Raw genomic sequence first — 18841 nt, forward strand, 5'->3', positions numbered from 1 at the left:
GGGCGCAGGAAGAGGACTGAATTGGAGGTCAGATTGCACCCCCATGCCAAGAGTCGTTTGCATGAACGCGGGGCAACAGAGGAAGAAGTTGCACTCACGGTGAAAAGGGGCGAACGCTTCGGCGCAAAATATGGCAGAATAGGATTCCGGCATAACTTCCCGTTTAATCGAGAGTGGGCTGGAAAGCGCTATGCGACGAAACAGGTCGAAGCGTATGCGGTCGAAGAGAATGGGTGGCTGGTCATTACCGTTATGGTCAAATTCTTCTGAACAGGGAGGGGCTATGAAGCTTAGCTATGATGCAAAATGCAACATTGCGTATCTGCGCTTGCACGAAAAGACGGAGCAAGTCACCACCATTAAAGTTAGCGATGAGATGAACATCGACATGGCGCCGGATGGCACTGTCTATGGTATCGAATTATTGAATGCCAACGAGCAATTGGCGGAAGACCATGGCGCCCTCATTGTGGAGGCGGAAGGGGTCTGCCGTGAAATTCCGCTGATAGCCTAAACAATCAAGTTTGATGCTGTCCCACACCATACGCACGACCAAGCTGCTGTCCGGCAACGTGTTTCCGAACCTCTTTACAGATGCCCGTCGGCTGCGCATTGCCACCCAAGGTTCCCTCGCTCCTTTGTGGGCTAGGGTTAGAGTGAAGGGAAGGATGTGAAGCACCCTCAGCGGAGGCATTACCGAGGAGACCATTGTTGGAAAAAAGGGTCCATCCCTCCAAAATGGGATGGCAAGGCGGCTCTGCGAATCGTCGAGCACTTAGAGCAAGTGCTTAAAAAATCATAATTCATCAAACGAGATCTGTTCATTTCCGAATTCGAACTCACTCACGTCCACCCATCGAATGCATTTGGTGTCGATGGTGCAACTCTATAAAGCGTTGGCTGGAGGAGGGTCTCTGCCGACTGGCGGAGATCACGGGGAGAATCCCTGCCGATGCCCTATCCCCATGGTCATCCTGAGCGCAGCCAAGGATCTTTGTCCAGGGTGACAATACCATCGCACAGCCAGATACTTCGGAGACCCTCAAACAGAATTCATTGGTAACTTGATTCCGGGAGGGCACTACAATATAACGTGGGTCATGTCCAAACGAATTTTAATCATAGCCCGCGATTTCCCGCCCTATGCAAATTCCCTCGGCTCCGTTTTGCGCATGCTAAAGCTAGGAGACTTTCTGGAGGAGAGAGGCTACGAAGTACACGTACTTGCGGCCGAAGGAGAACCGGTTAGCACGTTCGGATACGATGCGACACTCAGCCGATTCAAGCTCCACTATGTGCCGGACCGCTTCCAGCGATACTCCACCAGATTCTGGATCAGACAACAGACCATCACAAGGGATTCGGATACAGTGGCCAAAGAATCTGCGGCAAGATGGGTAAAAACAAGACTGCTGGCCTATACTTATAGAAGTATTATTCCTGATGGAGGGCTCCTCTATGCCCACAATCTTGCTGACGCAGCGCAAGAGGTCGCCGAACGCTTCAATATACGGAACGTGATTGTCAGTTCCCCACCACATAGCACGCAAGCTGTTGGATACATTCTAAAGCAACGGATGGGACCTCGTATTAATTACATCTTAGATTATCGAGACAGCTGGAACACCCTGGGTATATTCGCCCAAAAAAATCCAGTCACCCGTTGGATCAGCCAACGAATGGAAGCCTCTGCTCTCAAGGCGGCCGACCACATCACCTATCAGTCTGCACCGGTGCTTACAAAACTCAACAGCATGTTCTTCAATGTTAGCTCCAAAGCCACATTGGTTATGAATGGATTCGACGAAAAAATGGCTATTGAGCCCTCAGCACTAAAGACAGGAACGGATATAATCACTATTGGCTATTTCGGCGCGATTAATGACATTCCCTCTTCTTACCGTAATCCGACAACATTTTTTGAAGCTGTAGAATCCACCAAACTTCCGATGAAGATCATCTTCTTCGGTGACATTAATCTCAGAGGGAATTGGGATAAGAGATTAGGTGAAAAGCTTGAGATCTATGGAAACGTGTCCCACGACGAGGCGTTGCATCGAATGAGTGAGATGGATATCTTGATGCTCTTGCACTCGCAAGAACAGGGTAGTGATGAGGTGATTCCAGGGAAACTATTTGAATATATGTTAGCCGAGCGACCCATTTTTGCTCTTGGACCCAATGGAATGGAGTCTAGGCGAATAGTTGAGGACGAAGGCATCGGATACACTGCAGATGCCTCAAATAAAAATGAAATAGAGAGAACACTGCTTACTATATATTCAGATTGGAAGGAGAAGCGACTGCCAGTAGTCGATGCAAAAAAACTCTCCACTTATAGTCGTCAAAACCAATACAGGAAAATTTTGCCCTATTTGCTTGATGTACAAGAATTCGGCTGCGATGCATCCATTCCCGCAAGTACGCACTAACCTGAATTGTCTCCTAAATTGATAACTACCGTTTTTATCTGCCTTCGAGCATCGTGCGATTGGGATGCCCAGAAGACAGGGTTCAGGTCCACCATCTTGGCGTGGCCGTAGATCAGATCGCCTATCATCCACGAAACCGAACCGCAGGCGAGCCACTACGCATACTCATTGCTGGAACGATCCCGGAGAAAAAAGGCATATTGGATGCACTCCGTGCCATAGGCGACTTAAATCGGGACATCGAAGTTGAGGTTACAGTCCTTGGTAGAACAACCGACGGACCTTGTCTGAGCCCTTCGTCGTGGCTCAGGACAGGCTCCGCGAGTTGGTACGTCCTACATGGCTTGCGTCCACCTAATGCAATGAGTTCGGGCGGGGCGTCAATGGTTTTGGGGCCTTTTGCCTCCACAACAATGGTCGCGCTCTTCGAGACGCATCAGTCAAAAACCTCGGATGCCGCGACGAAACCGGAAATACAGAAAACATGATAATGCTGTAAGGCCGGAACCATACATTCTGTTTGATCCCCAGATTGCCTGGGACATACAAATCCTTCATCAACGATCGATAGCGATCAACCGTATGCTGGTGATGACATCTCAACATGATGTTCGCTGTGTATATGTATTCCTCGATTAATGGTCTCGATACCCGTCACTTAATCGATCATTCGACTGTCGGATGACGTTCCTTAAGATATGCATTCTCTTCCGACCGTGAATTTTTTTTTGTGGGCGATCTAAATGGTTAATTGTAGGGATAAGCCTGCGCAGCTTAAATCTACCCGACGATGGTCAAAAAACATTGAAAACGCTAGACATATGTCTGAAGTTAATCGCGTGAATGTGATTTGTACGTAGTATTACTGTTATATTATTAATACATATTACTTGGGTATTTTAAAGTAAGTTTTTCTAAAGTTTATATATAACTATATGTTATTAATATGAAATTATTTGCACGGTTTCGTGGTTCCCTATTCGGTATATATGTTGCTTTGTTTTTATGTTAGTGCCCGTTCCTTTTAATTAATGGTTGCTTTGTGCGATTAGATTTGTGTATGTTTGTTCGGGAGTTGCACTTAATTATTTAAACTTATATATCATTTAATTTTAACTTTCATAAGTGCAATGGATTCAATCTTCATTTCATACCAGTCTTTCATATTCCTCAATTCATCTCCACCTTTTCCAACTCACATCCTTGTAGAACTGATGATGTGTTACCCGATATTGCGACGTAATTCTCAAGGTAGGTAATTCGTTCAGATTCTAAATCTGTTTTTTAATCAGTGCAGGACATTCGATTGTTTTGTCTAACGGCCGGGAATTTCTTATGCATTTTCGCAGGGGATCGCTCCGGAAATTGAATTGGCTGCATCAAGAAGTGCCGGATTAGGTACGAGCGATACCTTGTTTTAATTTCTATTATTGTTGTTGGCGCTATACAAATTTGGAGAATTTTCATGAAACGAAAATTGAGGGTTGTCCTTTATTTAGTTTCGGTTCTTATTGTTTTACTCACTTTTAATGTGGCATTGGGGTTAGTCGATAATCCCTCCATTGTTGAGGATACAGTTGAAAGTAACGATGGGAAGGTAGGTTCATTTGAAGTGATGGCGTTTGAGAGGACAGGTTCTGAAGGAAATTTTAATTCTAAATTGAACTCCACTACCATCAACTTGCCAATCATTAAGAGTGAAACAAGCCTGGGAATTCAAGAGTTCATTCTGCCTTCGACTTCTCTCGATGTCAGGGGAATCATTGATGGATTTGCTCCTACTCCCATCCCACCTTCCATTTTGCTGCTTGGCACTGCCCTCATCGGATTCATTTGCGTTGCCCGAAGAAGTTTCTTTACGAAGTAAGTTCAATATTGTTGAGTAACACTTTTTGTGCAGTAATATCCCTGGCCCATGAATGTGAGGCATATCCCCTGGAGGCAGAACGGCTGGGGACATTTGACGGCCGTGATCGATTGGCATGACCGTCAGACTAAGGGTATAGGTTCGCCTTACGAGGACGCCCGCAGCAGGCGGAACGGACGCTTGAAGCGGCATGTTTGCCTCGTCTCCGCACCCTCCGCCTTGTTGCGCGGCCACTCCGGTCCTTGGAAGTGATAATGGATTCATTTTCCAGAGCGAGACCTTCGGTAAGCTTGTTGCGACTACCGTTAACCTCAAATGTTTATGACCCCCAATACCCCGCAACAAAATAGGTTGTTTGAGCTGTTCTTTTGGAGTTTCAAAGAAGAGGTCCTCGGGCAACACGAGTTTGAGACATTTGAAGAGGCGAAGCAGATCAACAGCTGGATGCAATGGTAAAACGAAGACCGACCGCCTCAAGCATTGAAGTACCGAAGGCCTCGTCAATATGGTCGGAAACAGGTTTCATTGGTGGCTTGATTCCGAGAGGGCACTACACTATAAGGTAGGTTATGTCCAAACGAATATTAATCATAATCCGCGATTTCCTGCCCTATGCCTATTCCGTTGGCTCTGTTTTGCGCATGCTAAAGCTAGGAGATTTTCTGGTGGACAGCGGCTACGAAGTACACATACTTGCGGCCGAAGGAGAACCGGTTAGCACGTTCGGATACGAATCGACACTTGGGCAGTTCAAGCTTCACTATGTGCCGGACCGCTTCCAGCGATACAGCACACGCAAATGGATTAAACAACAGTCGACCACCTGTAGCACTCCTACAGGTGGGAAAAGTGATGTCAGGGGCTGGGCAATAAAAAATTTCTTATCCTTAGCCCACACATTAATTATACCTGACACAGGGATACTTTTTGCACACAGTCTTGCTAACGCTGCGCAAGAGGTCGCCGAGCGTTTCAACATCCGGAATATTTTGGTTAGTTCACCCCCACATAGTACGCAAGCTGTTGGCTACTTTCTCAAAAGACGGATGGGACCTCGTATCAATTACGTATTTGATTACAGGGACAGCTGGAACACACTGGGTATATTCGCCCCCAAAAATCCAATCAGCCGTTGGGTCAGCCAACGAATGGAAGCCTCTGCTCTCAAAGTGGCCGACCACATTACCTATCAATCGGCACCTGTCCTCTCCCAACTGAACAACATGTTTTTCAATGTTAGCTCCAAAGCCACATTGGTCATGAATGGCTTCGATGAAAAAATGGCCCTTGAACCCATGGAAAAACTGTCCAGGACGGACGCCATTACGATCGGTTATTTCGGTGGAATCAGTGACCTTCCCACGTCTTACCGAAATCCAACGACATTCCTCGAAGCCGTAGAAGAGAGCCAAATTCCCATTAAAGTTATTTTTTACGGCGACATTAATTTGAGTGAAGATTGGTGGAAGAGATTGAATGGGCGTTTGGAGATCTACAAAAACTTGCCCCACGACGAGGCATTGCGTCGAATGCATGAGATGGATATTCTGATGCTTTTGCACACGCAAGAACAGGATAGCAACGAGGTCATACCAGGGAAACTATTTGAATATATGTTAGCCGAGCGACCCATTCTTGCTCTCGGACCCGTTGGGATGGAGGCTAGGCGAATAGTTAAGGACGAAGAAATCGGATACACCGCAGATGGATCTAGCAAAAAGGAAATATCTACCACCTTGTCAACCATACTCGCAGACTGGACACACAAACAAATGCCTCGAGTCGATTCTAAAAAGCTCTCCACTTACAGCCGTCAAAATCAGTACAGGAAAATTCTTCCCGTACTTACTTGAAGTACGAGGACCAAGATCGGATGCATCCATATCGGCAAGTGCGTAGTATCCGAATGAGGCCCTAATAAATTCATGACGGCCGTTCCTATGCCCTTTAGTATCACAGCCACAAAAGATTCGTCTTCCCCGCGCGCGACAGAGCCGACTGCGGTAGCTGATTGCTCTGGTTTGACTGTATTGCATTCCCTCGAGAATTGGCTTCCCCTCACGGAAACCTGGCTCTACAACCAAATTTGCTATCTGCCTTTGAGCATTTGCTCCCATGCCGTCAGCGAAAGGCGAGAAAATCTCGAACATTTCCCGTTTGAAAAATTGCATACCATCTATCAAGGGCGTGGCTTTAAATTAAAGTGGGAAGGGTGGTTACGCAAGCTTGGACTACGTAACTACTCAGGGTTCAAGTTACAAGTAGCAAGAAGTATAGGCGCGCAGATTGTTCATTCGCATTTCGGGGACATCGCATGGCAGGATATTGGTATCGCCAAACATGGCGGCCTAAAGCATGTCGCCACATTTTACGGCCACGATGTCAATCGCCTCCCTCGTACTGACCCGCGCTGGCACCACCGCTACGCTGAACTCTTCGCCTCGGTGGATCGCGTCTTCTGCGAAGGCCCCTACATGGCGTCGAGCATCGTGCGATTGGGATGCCCAGAAGACAAGGTGCAGGTCCACCATCTTGGCGTGGCAGTAGATCAGATCGCCTATCATCCACGGAACCGAACCCCAGGCGAGCCACTACGCATACTCATTGCTGGAACGTTCCGGGAAAAAAAAGGCATACCCGATGCACTCCGTGCCGTAGGCGAATTAAATCGTGCCGTTCAAGTGGAGGCCACCGTCATCGGTGGAACAACCGGCGAGTCTCGCAGCCTAGTGGAAGAGGAACGCATCCGAAAAATTATTGCCGACTACAACCTCTCAACGCGAGTCCGCTTTCTAGGTTTTCAATCTCATGCAGTTCTGTTTGCTGAAGCATACAAACATCATATATTCCTCTCACCCAGCGTAACAGCCGAGGATGGCGACACGGAGGGTGGCGCTCCCGTGTCCATCATCGAAATGTCTGCCACCGGCATGCCGGTCGTCGCTACGACACATTGCGACATTCCCAATGTAGTCCTGAACGGTGTATCCGGATTGTTGGCTGAAGAGCATGATGTCACTGCGTTGGCTGGGCATCTCCAGTATTTAGCCGAGCATCCCGACCGCTGGGGTCCTATGGGCAATGCAGGCCGAGAACACATTGAGGCAGAGTTTAATGCCACGACGCAAGGCATGCGGCTCGCTGCTATGTATGGTGAACTCGATACGGCTTCCGCTTGATTGAAAATCCATGAAATTGTTCTCAGCGCCCCCTAACGCCTGGTGGTCAGGCCTAGAGTGGTCCATCCAATATACTTTGGGAAGAGACAAGGATTGATGTTCATGAATCGAAAACGGTGGCTCACACTCAGAGCTTTGCGAATACATAGACCCAAATTTTAGCTATAAGGTAATATTCAGCAATATGGATAGAGATTCTTTCCTAGTCTTTGGTGCCCCTGCGATCGAAGAAGACGAAATAGCAGAAGTCGTGGCCTCCATGCGATCCGGTTGGCTCGGGACGGGGCCAAAGGTGGCGCGATTCGAAACAGATTTCGCAGATTACAAGGGAATTCCGTACACAGCCGCCGTCAACTCCTGCACAGCCGCCCTGCACCTCAGTATACTCGCGGCCGGACTTGGCCGGGGAGATGAAGTCATCACCACTGCCCTGACTTTTTGCGCGACGATCAACGCGATAATCCATTCAGGAGCAACCCCCGTGCTTGCGGATGTGGATGCGTACACCATGAACATTGACCCAAATGACATCGAGCGACATATCACACCACGAACCCGTGCCATCGTACCTGTGCATTTTGCCGGGCGACCATGCGACATGGATGCGATCATGGATATCGCCGAACGTCATCAACTCAAAGTCATCGAAGATTGTGCCCATGCCATCGAGACCGAATATAAAGGACGCAAGGCGGGGACCTTCGGCGACTTCGGTTGCTTCTCCTTCTATGTCACGAAGAACATCGTTACCGGGGAGGGTGGGATGGTAATCGCACGAAAGAGCGAGGACATCGCACGAATCAAGACCCTGGCTTTACATGGCATGTCCCAAGACGCCTGGAGCCGTTTCAGCGACTCCGGATATAAACACTACTTCGTGACGGAATGCGGCTTCAAATACAATATGATGGACATCCAGGCTGCCATCGGGATTCACCAATTAAAGCGAGTCGAACAGTGTTGGAAGAGGCGGGAGACCATCTGGCAAAAATACAACCAGACATTCAATACCCTGCCCATCGCAATCCCTGAATCAGTTGAACCCCATACTCGACATGCGTTTCATCTCTACACCATCCTCATTGATGAAAAGGAAAGTGGAATTAGCCGCGATGCGTTCTTAAGTGCGATGACAGCAGCGAAGATCGGTGTTGGTGTCCATTATCTTAGCATCCCAGAACATCCCTACTATCAAGAGACATTTGGTTGGAAGCCTGAAGACTATCCGCATGCCATGCAAATAGGCCGGCAGACTGTGAGTTTGCCCATTTCAGCCAAACTTTCTGATAGGGACGTGGAAGATGTGATCAAAGCGGTCACGCAAGCGATCAAAGCATAGGAGATGACAGGGCAGTGGATTCGATTTGATTCACACCATTTTTAGGTCGCAGATCACCGTTTTTATCAGAAACGGTGTGATTTGTTCCCAGCCTCCGTGCCGTAGACAACTCGAGTCAGACAGCAAGCAAACAAAACCCCGATGTCGGGAAAATTTCATGGGGACGGCTTGGGACGAGTAATTAAAGACAGATCGAAGACATTAAATTTCGATCGCGCTTCTTCGGTTAGGGGGAAAATTGGCAAACAGAATAAAAATTCGGTCAGTTGATGAAGCTTCCGAAGACGAGTGGCAACTATCGTGGCAAAACTGCCAATACGGAACCTTGTTTCATTCACCTGCCTGTTTTCGGATTTATTTGAATAGCCTCGATCATTATAAATGCCTGAAAAATACAGTTGACGACGGCCGACATTCTTAATTGCCGTTTCGCGTCCTGGACAAATGACGACTGTACAAAGTTGTGATACTTCTTCCCCGAGGAACTTACCAAGGCTGGATCAGCGACGATCCGTTAGCTGAACAACAATTTTCAGGCTAAGTCAACGGGCTTTCCTACGCGCTTTGCGAAAAGGCACTTGACCTTTCCGAATAAGAAATCTGTCGCAGGCACCTTCGGTCAATTGCAAGTATCGTCTGGATTGCGACAAATATTGATAAAAATGGCAAAATCGGATAGTTGGTAAATCGATTGCGTCGGGTGAGCATAGGATGGTCCCTAGGGCTGTCATGATCGTGCAACTGACTAACGATGTAACAAGAATGACTCTGTTTCATCATTTGGTCAAAGAGATGGTCTGAATCATCACAAATACGATTGTGACAATAGTGATTTGATGAGTTGGACGAAACGCTACTGATGTCAAAGGACCTTAAAAGTCGAACCATTGGGGCCTCGTGTTGGGCGGCGGCAACCCAATTTCTGGCGCTTGCGATTCAGTTTTCCATCTCGGTGGTACTGGCAAGAATTCTGACACCTGATGACTTCGGGTTAATGGTTGTCGCGATGATCTTTATTGGTTTTGCGAACATTCTTTCCGAGGGAGGAATTGCATCTGCAGTTGTGCAGAAAACCGGGATCGACGATAGGACTCTGAGCACGGCGTTTTGGCTAAACACCGCATTTGGTCTGACAACCTCTTTGTTAATCCTCGCGACCAGCCCTTTGATTGCCCTGTTTTTTGAACGGCAAGAACTGCAGGCGATCGTCTCATTGACGGCGGCAACCACGGCCATAGCCTCGCTGGGCATGGTTCATGGGGCGATTCTTCAACGGAACCTGGATTTCCGCTTGCTAGGGATTATCGATCTTATCGCCATTGTGATTGGTGGAGCAATTGGGATATCTGCGGCCATCATGGGCAGTGGCGTTTTTGCCCTCGTGTACGCCTCAATCGTGCGGGTCGTCACTTCAACCTTGCTGCGCTGGATACTGATCCGGTGGGTGCCCAAAATACACTATTCGCGTTCATCCGCCCGAGAGATTATGCAGTTTGGATGGGGGCTGCTGGGATTTTCGAGTTTCAACTACTGGATTCGTCGCGCCGACGATACGCTAATTGCGAAATTGCTTGGCTCGTTTGAGTTAGGTATTTATTCCCGCGCTTACAATCTGATGAAAGAAGTGGTCCAGCAGGTCGGTGCCGTCGTTGGCCGTGTCATGTTTGCCAGCTTGTCAACTGTGCAAAACGACAATGACAGGATACGGGCGATTTATCTTCGCACGTTGAACATCATCTCCCTGTTTACTTTTCCTATGTGTCTGGGTCTGTCTGTTTTGGCGGAACCGTTTGTCTTAGTCCTGTACGGCGAGCAATGGATAGGTTCCATTCCTGTCCTACATGTGTTAAGCCTGGTCGGTGTTACGCAATCAATTGGTACCACGACCGGAGTGATATACCAGGTCAAAGGACGCACCGACTGGATGTTTCGTTGGGGCGTCGTTGCTGGCATTTATATTTGCCTGGCATTTGTAATCGGGATCCAGTGGGGTTTACTGGGCTTGGCGATTGCCTATATGGCTGCAGTTTGGTCACTTACCTGGTTTAATTTTTCAATCCCAGGACGCCTGATTAGCATGAAATTCCGGGATGTCGTATCCGCCGTACAGCAAAATCTGATCAGTGCTATATTGATGGCAGCCGCGATTTTTGCACTTGATCTCGTTATCAGCCCCAATGCCAACTCGATTCAAAGGCTGGGAATTGAAGTCCCCTTTGGCGTAATTTTCTACTTTTGCACAATCCATTTTTTAAACCCAATTGCTTTTGGCGAATTACACAAAATAATGCAATCGCTCAGAAGCCCCACTCCTTCCCAGCGCCAAGCTTGAAACATCCACCTGATAGATTCACCAAAGAACGAAGCAAAATAATTGGTACCGGTATCTGGTCCCGCACTGATTTCGAGTACCCCGCATCTGTTCCGGCAAATATCTCGAAAAACGATCGTCAAAATTCTTGCAAATATTTAGCTCACGAGCCAACAATCCCTCGGCCTTTAATACCTCAATCGCAAAAATACTTGATAAGCTTTCGCTAAATTCTCAACAAATGGACAGAGGCGCCCCTTCTCGCAGCATGCCCCCCGCACCGATTGTGCCATTGACCACTAAGCGACTTCTTTGGTACTTTTCTGTTCGTTTCAATAGCCCGGTTTAAAATTTCTATCCGTTGCCGGAATAGAATTTCCCTTTTCCATCGGCAGACATATCACTCACTACACCACGAGATCGTTTTGCCTGACAAACTCCTCATTGATATGAGATTTTTGGTGTATCACGCCAACCTCGCCGTAATATTTTTCTGCTTGATCACTATGGCGATTCTGGTTTTGGCACTGCCCGCCATGTTGTCGATTTCATGGCCGGATTGGACCAATTTCCCAACATGTATATCGGAAGGAATGGTCTTGTCCTGGGCACTGAGTTATTTGTTCCACATTGACGCCTATGAAGCGATTCGTAGCGAGCCCACAAATACCAGGAATATCGACATTAAATACCCTGACAGGACGTAGTTGAAATACCACTACGGATGAGAATGCAAAAAGATTTCTTCCTATGAAAATGAAAGTATCTCATCAGGTAACCGACGATGAGTGGACTGCAAGAGTGCGGGAGTGCTCCGTGGCAACCTTCTTTCACACTCCTCAGTGGTATCGTTGTTTCGCAGCCCCTGACTCGTCCACGCGAGTTGTCGTCAATAAATTTACCTTCGATGATGGGACCACGGCACTATTGCCGATGCTCGAACAAGCAGTTATGTGGGGCCTCCACCATATTAGATACATGGGGCCCGCGGGATGCCTGGGCGGCTGGATCGCCCCAGCGCCACTAAGTCGCGACCAAAGCCTGGAAATCGTCAAGTACGCACGCAAGCACCTCGGCGGCACCTATTGGCGGATTAACCCATACGCTTCCGACCAACAATCGATCGAACTGACACGTGTAAAGACTGACTCAACCGAGATCTTGAGACTCAGCGATTTTCGCGATGAGGAGTCGCTGATGAAAAACTACCGCCACAGCGTACGAAAGCAGGTCAAAAAGGGTGCTCGAGCCGAGTTGAAAGTTTTGGTTGCCGACTGCTGGGAACAGTGGCAGGAATACTTCGACCTCTACGAGTGCGTCCTGGCTAACTGGGGCGCCGATGCAACGTCACGCTACCCTATCACGCTATTTCGCAAGCTGTTTGAGATTGGTGGCAATCAGGTACGGTTATGGCTTGTTGTCAAAAATGGCCTTCTCCTCGGCGGAAACGTAAACTTTTATCACGGCCGTCATTGTGTTGAGTGGCATGCTGCATTCGATGATCGTCATCTTGGCCTGGGGACTCGCAACTTCTTGGTCCACTCCATTATTACGCACGCCATGCAGGAAGGGTACGAGATTTATGATTTCAACCCCAGCGGCGGGAACGAGGGCACCCGACGATTTAAACAAAACTTTGGCACGACGAGCTTATCAGCCAACCTCGCTTTTCACGATGAAATACCGCTCTACTTGGATATGCTACGAAACACCTATCGTGGCATTCGATTAATGAAATCTAAATTCTTGGGGCGTCTAAAATTTGGCGTATCGGAGAAAACCTAGTGAAACCCAGGCAGAACGAACCCCCACCGTTGTCGAGAATCCCCACGAGCATTAGAGTCAGCCAATGCAAGTACCTGCACTGGCTGCTGGCACTGGCTGGGAACTGATGCAATCCATCCGAAGATTACTGCGACTTCCCGAAACAGTTGCGGTGCGAACCCTGCGAATGCGAAACAAGTATCCTCCGTTGTTCATCGTAGGCGCTCCACGGAGCGGAACGACGGTGGTGACCCAGCACATCATCAACTCCCTACGTTTTGGATATTTTCCGAACATATCGAAAGCGCATCCCCTTGCATGTGTATCGCATGGCATCATGGGAAAAGCCCGATACCGGTACCAACCTTCATATGAGAGCCAGTACGGTATCATTGACGGACCCATGTCCCCCAGTGACGGCTGGGATATTTTTCATCGGTGGTTTCCGCGCTACGGTTCACCCGAGCCGCTCCCTGGGGCGAGGCTGCACGAACTTCGGACGATCGTCCGAATGTTCGAGATGATATTTCGCGCCCCGTTCGCAAATAAGAATAACGCCAACTCCCTCCGAATCGCTTATCTTGACCAGTTATTCAACGATGCTTTGTATATCCACGTGACCCGAAACCTGGCGGACACCGTGCGTTCCATATTGGCGAGTCGAAAGAAGCACGCAGTGCAACTCAATGAATGGTGGGGAGTCGCGCCCCCCCAGTTCCTTGACCGCGTGTTTTCGTCAGATCTTGAGCACACAACGTACCAAGCTTGGGGGATCATGCGTTGGGCAAGTAACGCATTTTCCAAAATTTCGGTCGATCGTCAGCTCTTAGTACCGTACGAATCGTTCTGCAAGAATCCATCGGACGTTATTTGCTGGCTCGAAAATCAATACCGCCAGAGAGGAATAACCCTGGAGCGTACACCTGGAAACCCTCCGACATCATTCTCGCAAAGTCGTCGCGATTTCGACGGACGTCACGATCAAGAGCGGGAGATCGAGCGCATTGTGGCAGAGATCGAGGCGGCGCATGGCTCTCAGTAGAAGCTTCCTTGATGAAGTACGAAGCTTCTTTGCGGTGCCATACGTGATACCGGTGGGAAGCGGTTCGGCTGGCTTGGCGCTGGTGTTGGAAGCCGTCGGTGCTAGGGGCAAACGAGTGATTATTCCAGCGCTGGTGTGCCCTAATGTGGCCGTGGCCGTGTATGCAGTCGGTGCAAAACCGGTCGTGGCAGATGTGTCGATGAAGGACTATAATTTGGCTACGGATTCCGTGGCCGCAGCCATGACCGATGACGTAGCCGCGATTATTGCAGTCAGCAGTTTTGGATATCCGACCGACATCGATGCGTTGGAGTTGCTGGCTTCGGAGCGGAACTGCGTGGTGATTGACGATGCTTGTCAGGCTTACGGCGGCTTCCGAGCAGGAAGACCGATGGGTGGCCTAGGGCACGTCGGCATCGTGAGTTTCGGCTACGCCAAACCAGTTGAGCTCGGTGGTGGAGGTCTAATCCTAACGGCTTCGAAGACCATTGCAGACGAAGTAGAAGTGCAGATGCAATCATTGCAATACCGGATCCTCAGTGGACTGAAGAACCGAACGATGCTCAAACTGATGCACAAGGATCGGTATCAGACCATTACGAATTGGGCGATGCGTTACGGCCTGCTCAAGTATGAGTTCCCGTGCCTGCAGGCACGACAACTGCCAGGGCGATGGCGAGAATGGTCTGCTCAGGTCGACGACATTCGCGGTTTGTTCGGTCGTGCAGAGGAACTAGTGCGCAGGTTAGACGGTGTCGAGTTATTCGACTACCAGACACAAGACTGGTTGCCGTGGAGATACAGCTTCAAGGCACGGGATGCTGCCGAAGCTGACAAGGTGAGCAAAAGGCTGGCTAGTGCTGGCATCCGGACAACGCGATTGTATGAGAATGTCGACCGATATATGGACGTCGAACAACGGGTTCCGACCCCCGGAGCCTCAGGGCTCAAAGGGAGAACTGTCAATCTGGCAACGCGAACAACACTCAAAGACGTGACAGAACTCGTTGAGCGTTTGGAAAGATTGGTTAGAAAATAATCATGTCCTTCATGACGACATGCAAGCTTGGTGTCAGATTGACGAAGGACCCATTCACTATATTTATACCCGTTCCCAGTCAACAATCAAATGACAAATACTTGGCAGAGTTTACCAACAGGAAAAAATCAACCCGTTGGAGTTTAACTTTGCTGGACCCCGGTTCAAACAAACAGATCCACTTCTACGCTTAAGCGGATCAACTTCTTGGAATTGTCAGCCATGACACTGCATTAATAAACTTTGCTGGAGTTGGAATTTATTCAGGCCCACACATTGGAAAAATCATCGATTTTTTTCGCGTAAGAAGTAGCCTTTGGCTTCTAGGTAATGAAGGATTTTATGAATACTTTCTTCGGGGGATTCTTGATCTGTTTTGACGATGATCTCGGAGTTGCTTGGCGGTTCATATGGATCAGAAATGCCGGTGAAGTTTAGTAGCTCTCCCTTCTGAGCTTTCGCGTAATGTCCTTTTACATCGCGCTGAATGCAAACCTCTAGCGGACAATTGACATACACTTCAACGAAATGACGAATTTCGTCACGCGCCTGCGCCCTCAATTTTTCATAGGGAGAGATTGCAGCAGTAATGGCCACACCTCCTACACGCGTGATCAGCTTAGCAACGTAGGCAATCCGCCTAATATTTTCATCTCGCCCTTCTTTTGAAAACCCCAATCCTTTTGTCAGTCTTTGACGGACCTCATCTCCATCAAGAATCTCGGCAGCACATCCATTTTGGCCGAGATTCGCATGGAGCATTTTAGCCAAGGTGCTCTTCCCAGAACATGGAAGGCCCGTAAACCACACGGTAAATCCTTTACTGTTCATATCTTTTTCCTTGTGTATACTGGAAAAGGTTCGAAGTAGAGATTCTTTTAGTTATTGTTCTACTAAGGCGAGACCAGAAACGTTTCATCTTAAACCCTGTCCAGGGATTCGTAGTTATTCATATACCAGATAATACTGTCCTTTATGCCAGTCTCAAAGTTGTGTTTTGGCACCCACCCCAATTCCGAGCCGATCTTGCTTGTATCAACGGCATAACGTTGATCATGGCCTAGCCGGTCTTTTACAAAGGCTATGAGTTTTCGATGAGGCTTGCCCGCAGGATGAATCGAGTCAAGTTGGTCACAAATCATTTCGACGACCTCCAGATTATGTCGTTCGCAATTCCCACCGATGTTATACACTTCGCCAACCCTCCCATTTTCCAACACGCTTTCGATGGCTGCGCAATGATCTTCGACATATAACCAATCACGAACATTACTTCCGTTGCCGTATACGGGTAACGGTTTACCTTGAAGAGCATTGAGAAGCACCAATGGGATTAACTTTTCTGGGAACTGATACGGTCCATAGTTATTGGAGCAATTTGTCGTTAATACAGGCAGACCATATGTATGGTGGTATGCCCGCACCAAGTGATCTGCAGAAGCTTTTGAGGCTGCATAGGGGCTGTTGGGTTGATGAGGTGAAGATTCGGAAAAGGGCGGATCATCCGGCCCCAAACTCCCATAGACCTCATCTGTTGATACGTGCAAGAAACGCTGGCCCGCAACGCTATCCTTCCATATCTCACGCGCGGCTTCGAGTAGGGTAAACGTGCCATGTACATTGGTGCGTATGAATTGTTCTGGTCCCAAGATGGAACGATCCACATGCGATTCCGCGGCAAAATGCACAACCGTATCAATGCCTTCTTCCTCGAATAGCCTTTTCACCCGTTGTGCATCACAGATATCGCCATGGACAAATCGGTAATTAGGAAGCCGTGCGAGGTCATTAAGATTGTCGAGCTTGCCCGCATAGGTCAGGGCATCCAGGTTCACAAGACGATCATCTGGATGTCTCGCCAACCAATATCGAATAAAGTTTGAACCGATAAAACCTGCTCCGCCGGTGACGAGTAACCGTCTCATTCTTTGAACTCCTTTAGCATTTTCACTAAGCTTTCACGCCAGTTGCGAATGGGGACACTGAGCAATGGACGGATCTTCCGTTTACTCAGCACGGAAAAGTGTGGGCTCTTCGCCGCGAGCGGAAATTCCTCTGTGGTGACAGGAAAAATGCTTTTCACCTTGACCGAAAATCCGAGTCGTCTCGTCTCTCCCACAACAGCCACGGCCATATCATACCAAGAGGCCATACCTTCATTGCTTTGAATCATACCCCGGGAGAGAATCGCCGAGGTCTTTCAGTCGTGGAGACTGCTCATCCTTCTCAGACAGCATGAAATCCATTTTTGGCCACACGATCCCGATATCCGGATCATTCCAATGCAGGCCGTGCTCATGTTCAGGGGCATAGTAGTCTGTACATTTATAGAGAAAATCGGCCGATTCACTTAGTACACAGAATCCATGGGCAAAACCTGGCGGAATAAAGAGCTGGCGCTTGTTGGACCCGGATAACGTTTCCCCCACCCACTGCCCGAACCAGGGGGAGCCTTTGCGGATATCCACTGCCACATCAAATATTTCTCCGCGTATGACGTGGACTAACTTGCCCTGAGGTTGGTGGAGTTGATAGTGAAGACCACGCAAGACACCTCGGCAGGAATGTGAAAAATTATCCTGCACGAAAACGGCTGGCAACCCAGCACTGCTGTATCGGTTGCCGTGAAACGTTTCCATAAAAAATCCACGCGGGTCCTCAAAAACCCTGGGCTCTACCACCACCAGCCCGGGGATCGCCGTCTTAATGATGTTCATATCTCTTTTTCCAGCTCTAGCATCTGTAACAGATACGCCCCATAGGCGTTTTTCGAAAGAGGCGCAGCCAGCCGCGCTAATTCTTCGGCCGTAATGTATTGCATCCGGTACGCGATTTCTTCGAGACACGCCACCTTTAGGCCTTGCCGGGTCTCAATGGTTTCGATGTAACAAGAGGCTTGCTGCAATGCTTCGTGGGTGCCGGTATCCAACCAGGCGGTACCACGACCGAGTTTTTGTACCGTCAACTGTCCTCGATCCAAATACGTTTGATTGATGTCGGTGATCTCCAATTCGCCACGCTCAGAGGGATGTAATCCACATGCGATATCGCACACTTGGGGATCGTAAAAATAGAGACCGGTGACCGCATAATGCGAGCGAGGTCTCTGGGGCTTTTCCTCAATAGCCGTCACTGTACCATGGCCGTCAAAAGACACCACGCCGTAACGCTCAGGGTCATGGACTCTATAGGCAAATACCGTGGCCCCTTCTGTCAGTCTGGCAGATTGCTGTAAGGCGTCACTTAAGCCGTGACCATAGAAAATATTATCGCCTAGGATAAGACAACTCGGCTTTCCATCAATAAACTTACGCCCGATGATGAAGGCCTCAGCCAGCCCACGAGGTTCGGCTTGCTCGGCATACTGAATGCTGAGACCCCATTGCTCACCATCCCCAAGCAGACATTCGAATTGGGGAAGGTCCCGAGGGGTTGAAATGACCAAGATCTCTCGAATCCCAGCTAACATGAGCGTGGATAAGGGATAGTAGATCATCGGCTTATCATAGATGGGTAACAATTGTTTACTGATCGCCCTGGTCACCGGATAGAGCCGGGTACCTGACCCGCCCGCGAGAATGATCCCTTTCATTATCGTCCTCCGCCTACTTTAAAAATTGGCATCATTGAAAAATTATTAGTAAAGGCCAAGGCTTTCAATGATATTTTCTTTCGAAGACTGCTTGGCTTGTTCTATTAACTGAAATGAATCCAGGCATCACAACCTAGGTCCCCCTGACGCGCCGTTTGAACTTTTCATCTACCCCCAAGGAGCTTCCCAGTTCTTTTAATAAACAAGAAATCAACCTTTGCCCAAAGAATAAACGTTTCTCAACCTCAGAAGAGCAATAGTTCAAGTGTTATTTGA

The 18841-nt window shown here is 48.6% G+C and carries 17 protein-coding genes; 12 read left to right on the forward strand and 5 right to left on the reverse strand.

Annotated features, from left to right (window positions below; translation table 11 throughout):
* Nucleotides 1-21 precede the first annotated feature (21 nt).
* From ACTRXD_RS13350 to ACTRXD_RS13405, 12 genes are all read left to right on the forward strand, one after another.
* Complete coding sequence (locus tag ACTRXD_RS13350; RefSeq protein ID WP_442432285.1) at nucleotides 22-270, forward strand: hypothetical protein; 249 nt, start codon at nucleotides 22-24, stop codon at nucleotides 268-270.
* Nucleotides 271-283: 13 nt separating this feature from the next.
* Nucleotides 284-514, forward strand: coding sequence for a DUF2283 domain-containing protein (locus ACTRXD_RS13355; protein WP_442432286.1), 231 nt, complete (start codon nucleotides 284-286; stop codon nucleotides 512-514).
* A gap of 586 nt (nucleotides 515-1100) precedes the next feature.
* Complete coding sequence (locus ACTRXD_RS13360; protein WP_442432287.1) at nucleotides 1101-2432, forward strand: hypothetical protein; 1332 nt, start codon at nucleotides 1101-1103, stop codon at nucleotides 2430-2432.
* A 101-nt stretch (nucleotides 2433-2533) separates the two neighbouring features.
* Complete coding sequence (locus ACTRXD_RS13365; protein ID WP_442432288.1) at nucleotides 2534-2920, forward strand: hypothetical protein; 387 nt, start codon at nucleotides 2534-2536, stop codon at nucleotides 2918-2920.
* Between the two features lie 977 nt (nucleotides 2921-3897).
* Nucleotides 3898-4299, forward strand: coding sequence for a hypothetical protein (locus tag ACTRXD_RS13370; RefSeq protein ID WP_442432289.1), 402 nt, complete (start codon nucleotides 3898-3900; stop codon nucleotides 4297-4299).
* A gap of 569 nt (nucleotides 4300-4868) precedes the next feature.
* Nucleotides 4869-6152, forward strand: coding sequence for a hypothetical protein (locus ACTRXD_RS13375; RefSeq protein WP_442432290.1), 1284 nt, complete (start codon nucleotides 4869-4871; stop codon nucleotides 6150-6152).
* Between the two features lie 246 nt (nucleotides 6153-6398).
* Nucleotides 6399-7478 carry a glycosyltransferase gene (locus ACTRXD_RS13380; protein WP_442432291.1) on the forward strand — a complete coding sequence of 360 codons (1080 nt, stop codon included), beginning with the start codon at nucleotides 6399-6401 and terminating at the stop codon, nucleotides 7476-7478.
* Between the two features lie 184 nt (nucleotides 7479-7662).
* Nucleotides 7663-8817, forward strand: a complete 1155-nt coding sequence (locus ACTRXD_RS13385; protein WP_442432292.1) for a DegT/DnrJ/EryC1/StrS family aminotransferase — start codon at nucleotides 7663-7665, stop codon at nucleotides 8815-8817.
* Nucleotides 8818-9676: 859 nt separating this feature from the next.
* The gene (locus ACTRXD_RS13390) at nucleotides 9677-11149 is read left to right on the forward strand and encodes an MOP flippase family protein (protein ID WP_442432293.1); all 1473 of its coding nucleotides are present in this window, start codon (nucleotides 9677-9679) and stop codon (nucleotides 11147-11149) included.
* A gap of 729 nt (nucleotides 11150-11878) precedes the next feature.
* A complete protein-coding gene (locus ACTRXD_RS13395) occupies nucleotides 11879-12913 on the forward strand; it encodes a GNAT family N-acetyltransferase (RefSeq protein WP_442432294.1) in 1035 nt (344 codons plus the stop codon).
* A 106-nt stretch (nucleotides 12914-13019) separates the two neighbouring features.
* Nucleotides 13020-13934, forward strand: a complete 915-nt coding sequence (locus tag ACTRXD_RS13400) for a sulfotransferase (RefSeq protein ID WP_442432295.1) — start codon at nucleotides 13020-13022, stop codon at nucleotides 13932-13934.
* Nucleotides 13921-14973 carry a DegT/DnrJ/EryC1/StrS family aminotransferase gene (locus ACTRXD_RS13405; protein ID WP_442432296.1) on the forward strand — a complete coding sequence of 351 codons (1053 nt, stop codon included), beginning with the start codon at nucleotides 13921-13923 and terminating at the stop codon, nucleotides 14971-14973. Before ACTRXD_RS13400 ends, ACTRXD_RS13405 begins: the two co-directional genes overlap by 14 nt.
* Nucleotides 14974-15258: 285 nt before the next feature.
* Here the strand turns inward: ACTRXD_RS13405 and cysC are convergent, their stop codons facing one another.
* The 5 genes from cysC to rfbA form a co-directional block, all read right to left on the reverse strand.
* Nucleotides 15259-15822: an adenylyl-sulfate kinase gene (gene cysC, locus ACTRXD_RS13410; protein ID WP_442432388.1), complete on the reverse strand. Its 564-nt coding sequence runs from the start codon at nucleotides 15820-15822 to the stop codon at nucleotides 15259-15261.
* Between the two features lie 71 nt (nucleotides 15823-15893).
* On the reverse strand, nucleotides 15894-16898 hold the full coding sequence (gene rfbB, locus ACTRXD_RS13415) for a dTDP-glucose 4,6-dehydratase (protein WP_442432297.1): 1005 nt from the start codon (nucleotides 16896-16898) through the stop codon (nucleotides 15894-15896).
* Entirely contained in the window at nucleotides 16895-17125 is a 231-nt protein-coding gene (locus ACTRXD_RS13420) for a sugar nucleotide-binding protein (protein WP_442432298.1), read from the reverse strand. Before ACTRXD_RS13420 ends, rfbB begins: the two co-directional genes overlap by 4 nt.
* A 4-nt stretch (nucleotides 17126-17129) precedes the next feature.
* Nucleotides 17130-17690, reverse strand: coding sequence for a dTDP-4-dehydrorhamnose 3,5-epimerase (gene rfbC, locus ACTRXD_RS13425; protein ID WP_442432299.1), 561 nt, complete (start codon nucleotides 17688-17690; stop codon nucleotides 17130-17132).
* Nucleotides 17687-18565 carry a glucose-1-phosphate thymidylyltransferase RfbA gene (gene rfbA, locus ACTRXD_RS13430; RefSeq protein ID WP_442432300.1) on the reverse strand — a complete coding sequence of 293 codons (879 nt, stop codon included), beginning with the start codon at nucleotides 18563-18565 and terminating at the stop codon, nucleotides 17687-17689. Before rfbA ends, rfbC begins: the two co-directional genes overlap by 4 nt.
* Nucleotides 18566-18841: the final 276 nt, after the last annotated feature.

Origin of the sequence: Nitrospira sp. T9, from assembly GCF_052156535.1 — a bacterium.
Lineage (GTDB): Bacteria > Nitrospirota > Nitrospiria > Nitrospirales > UBA8639 > Nitrospira_E.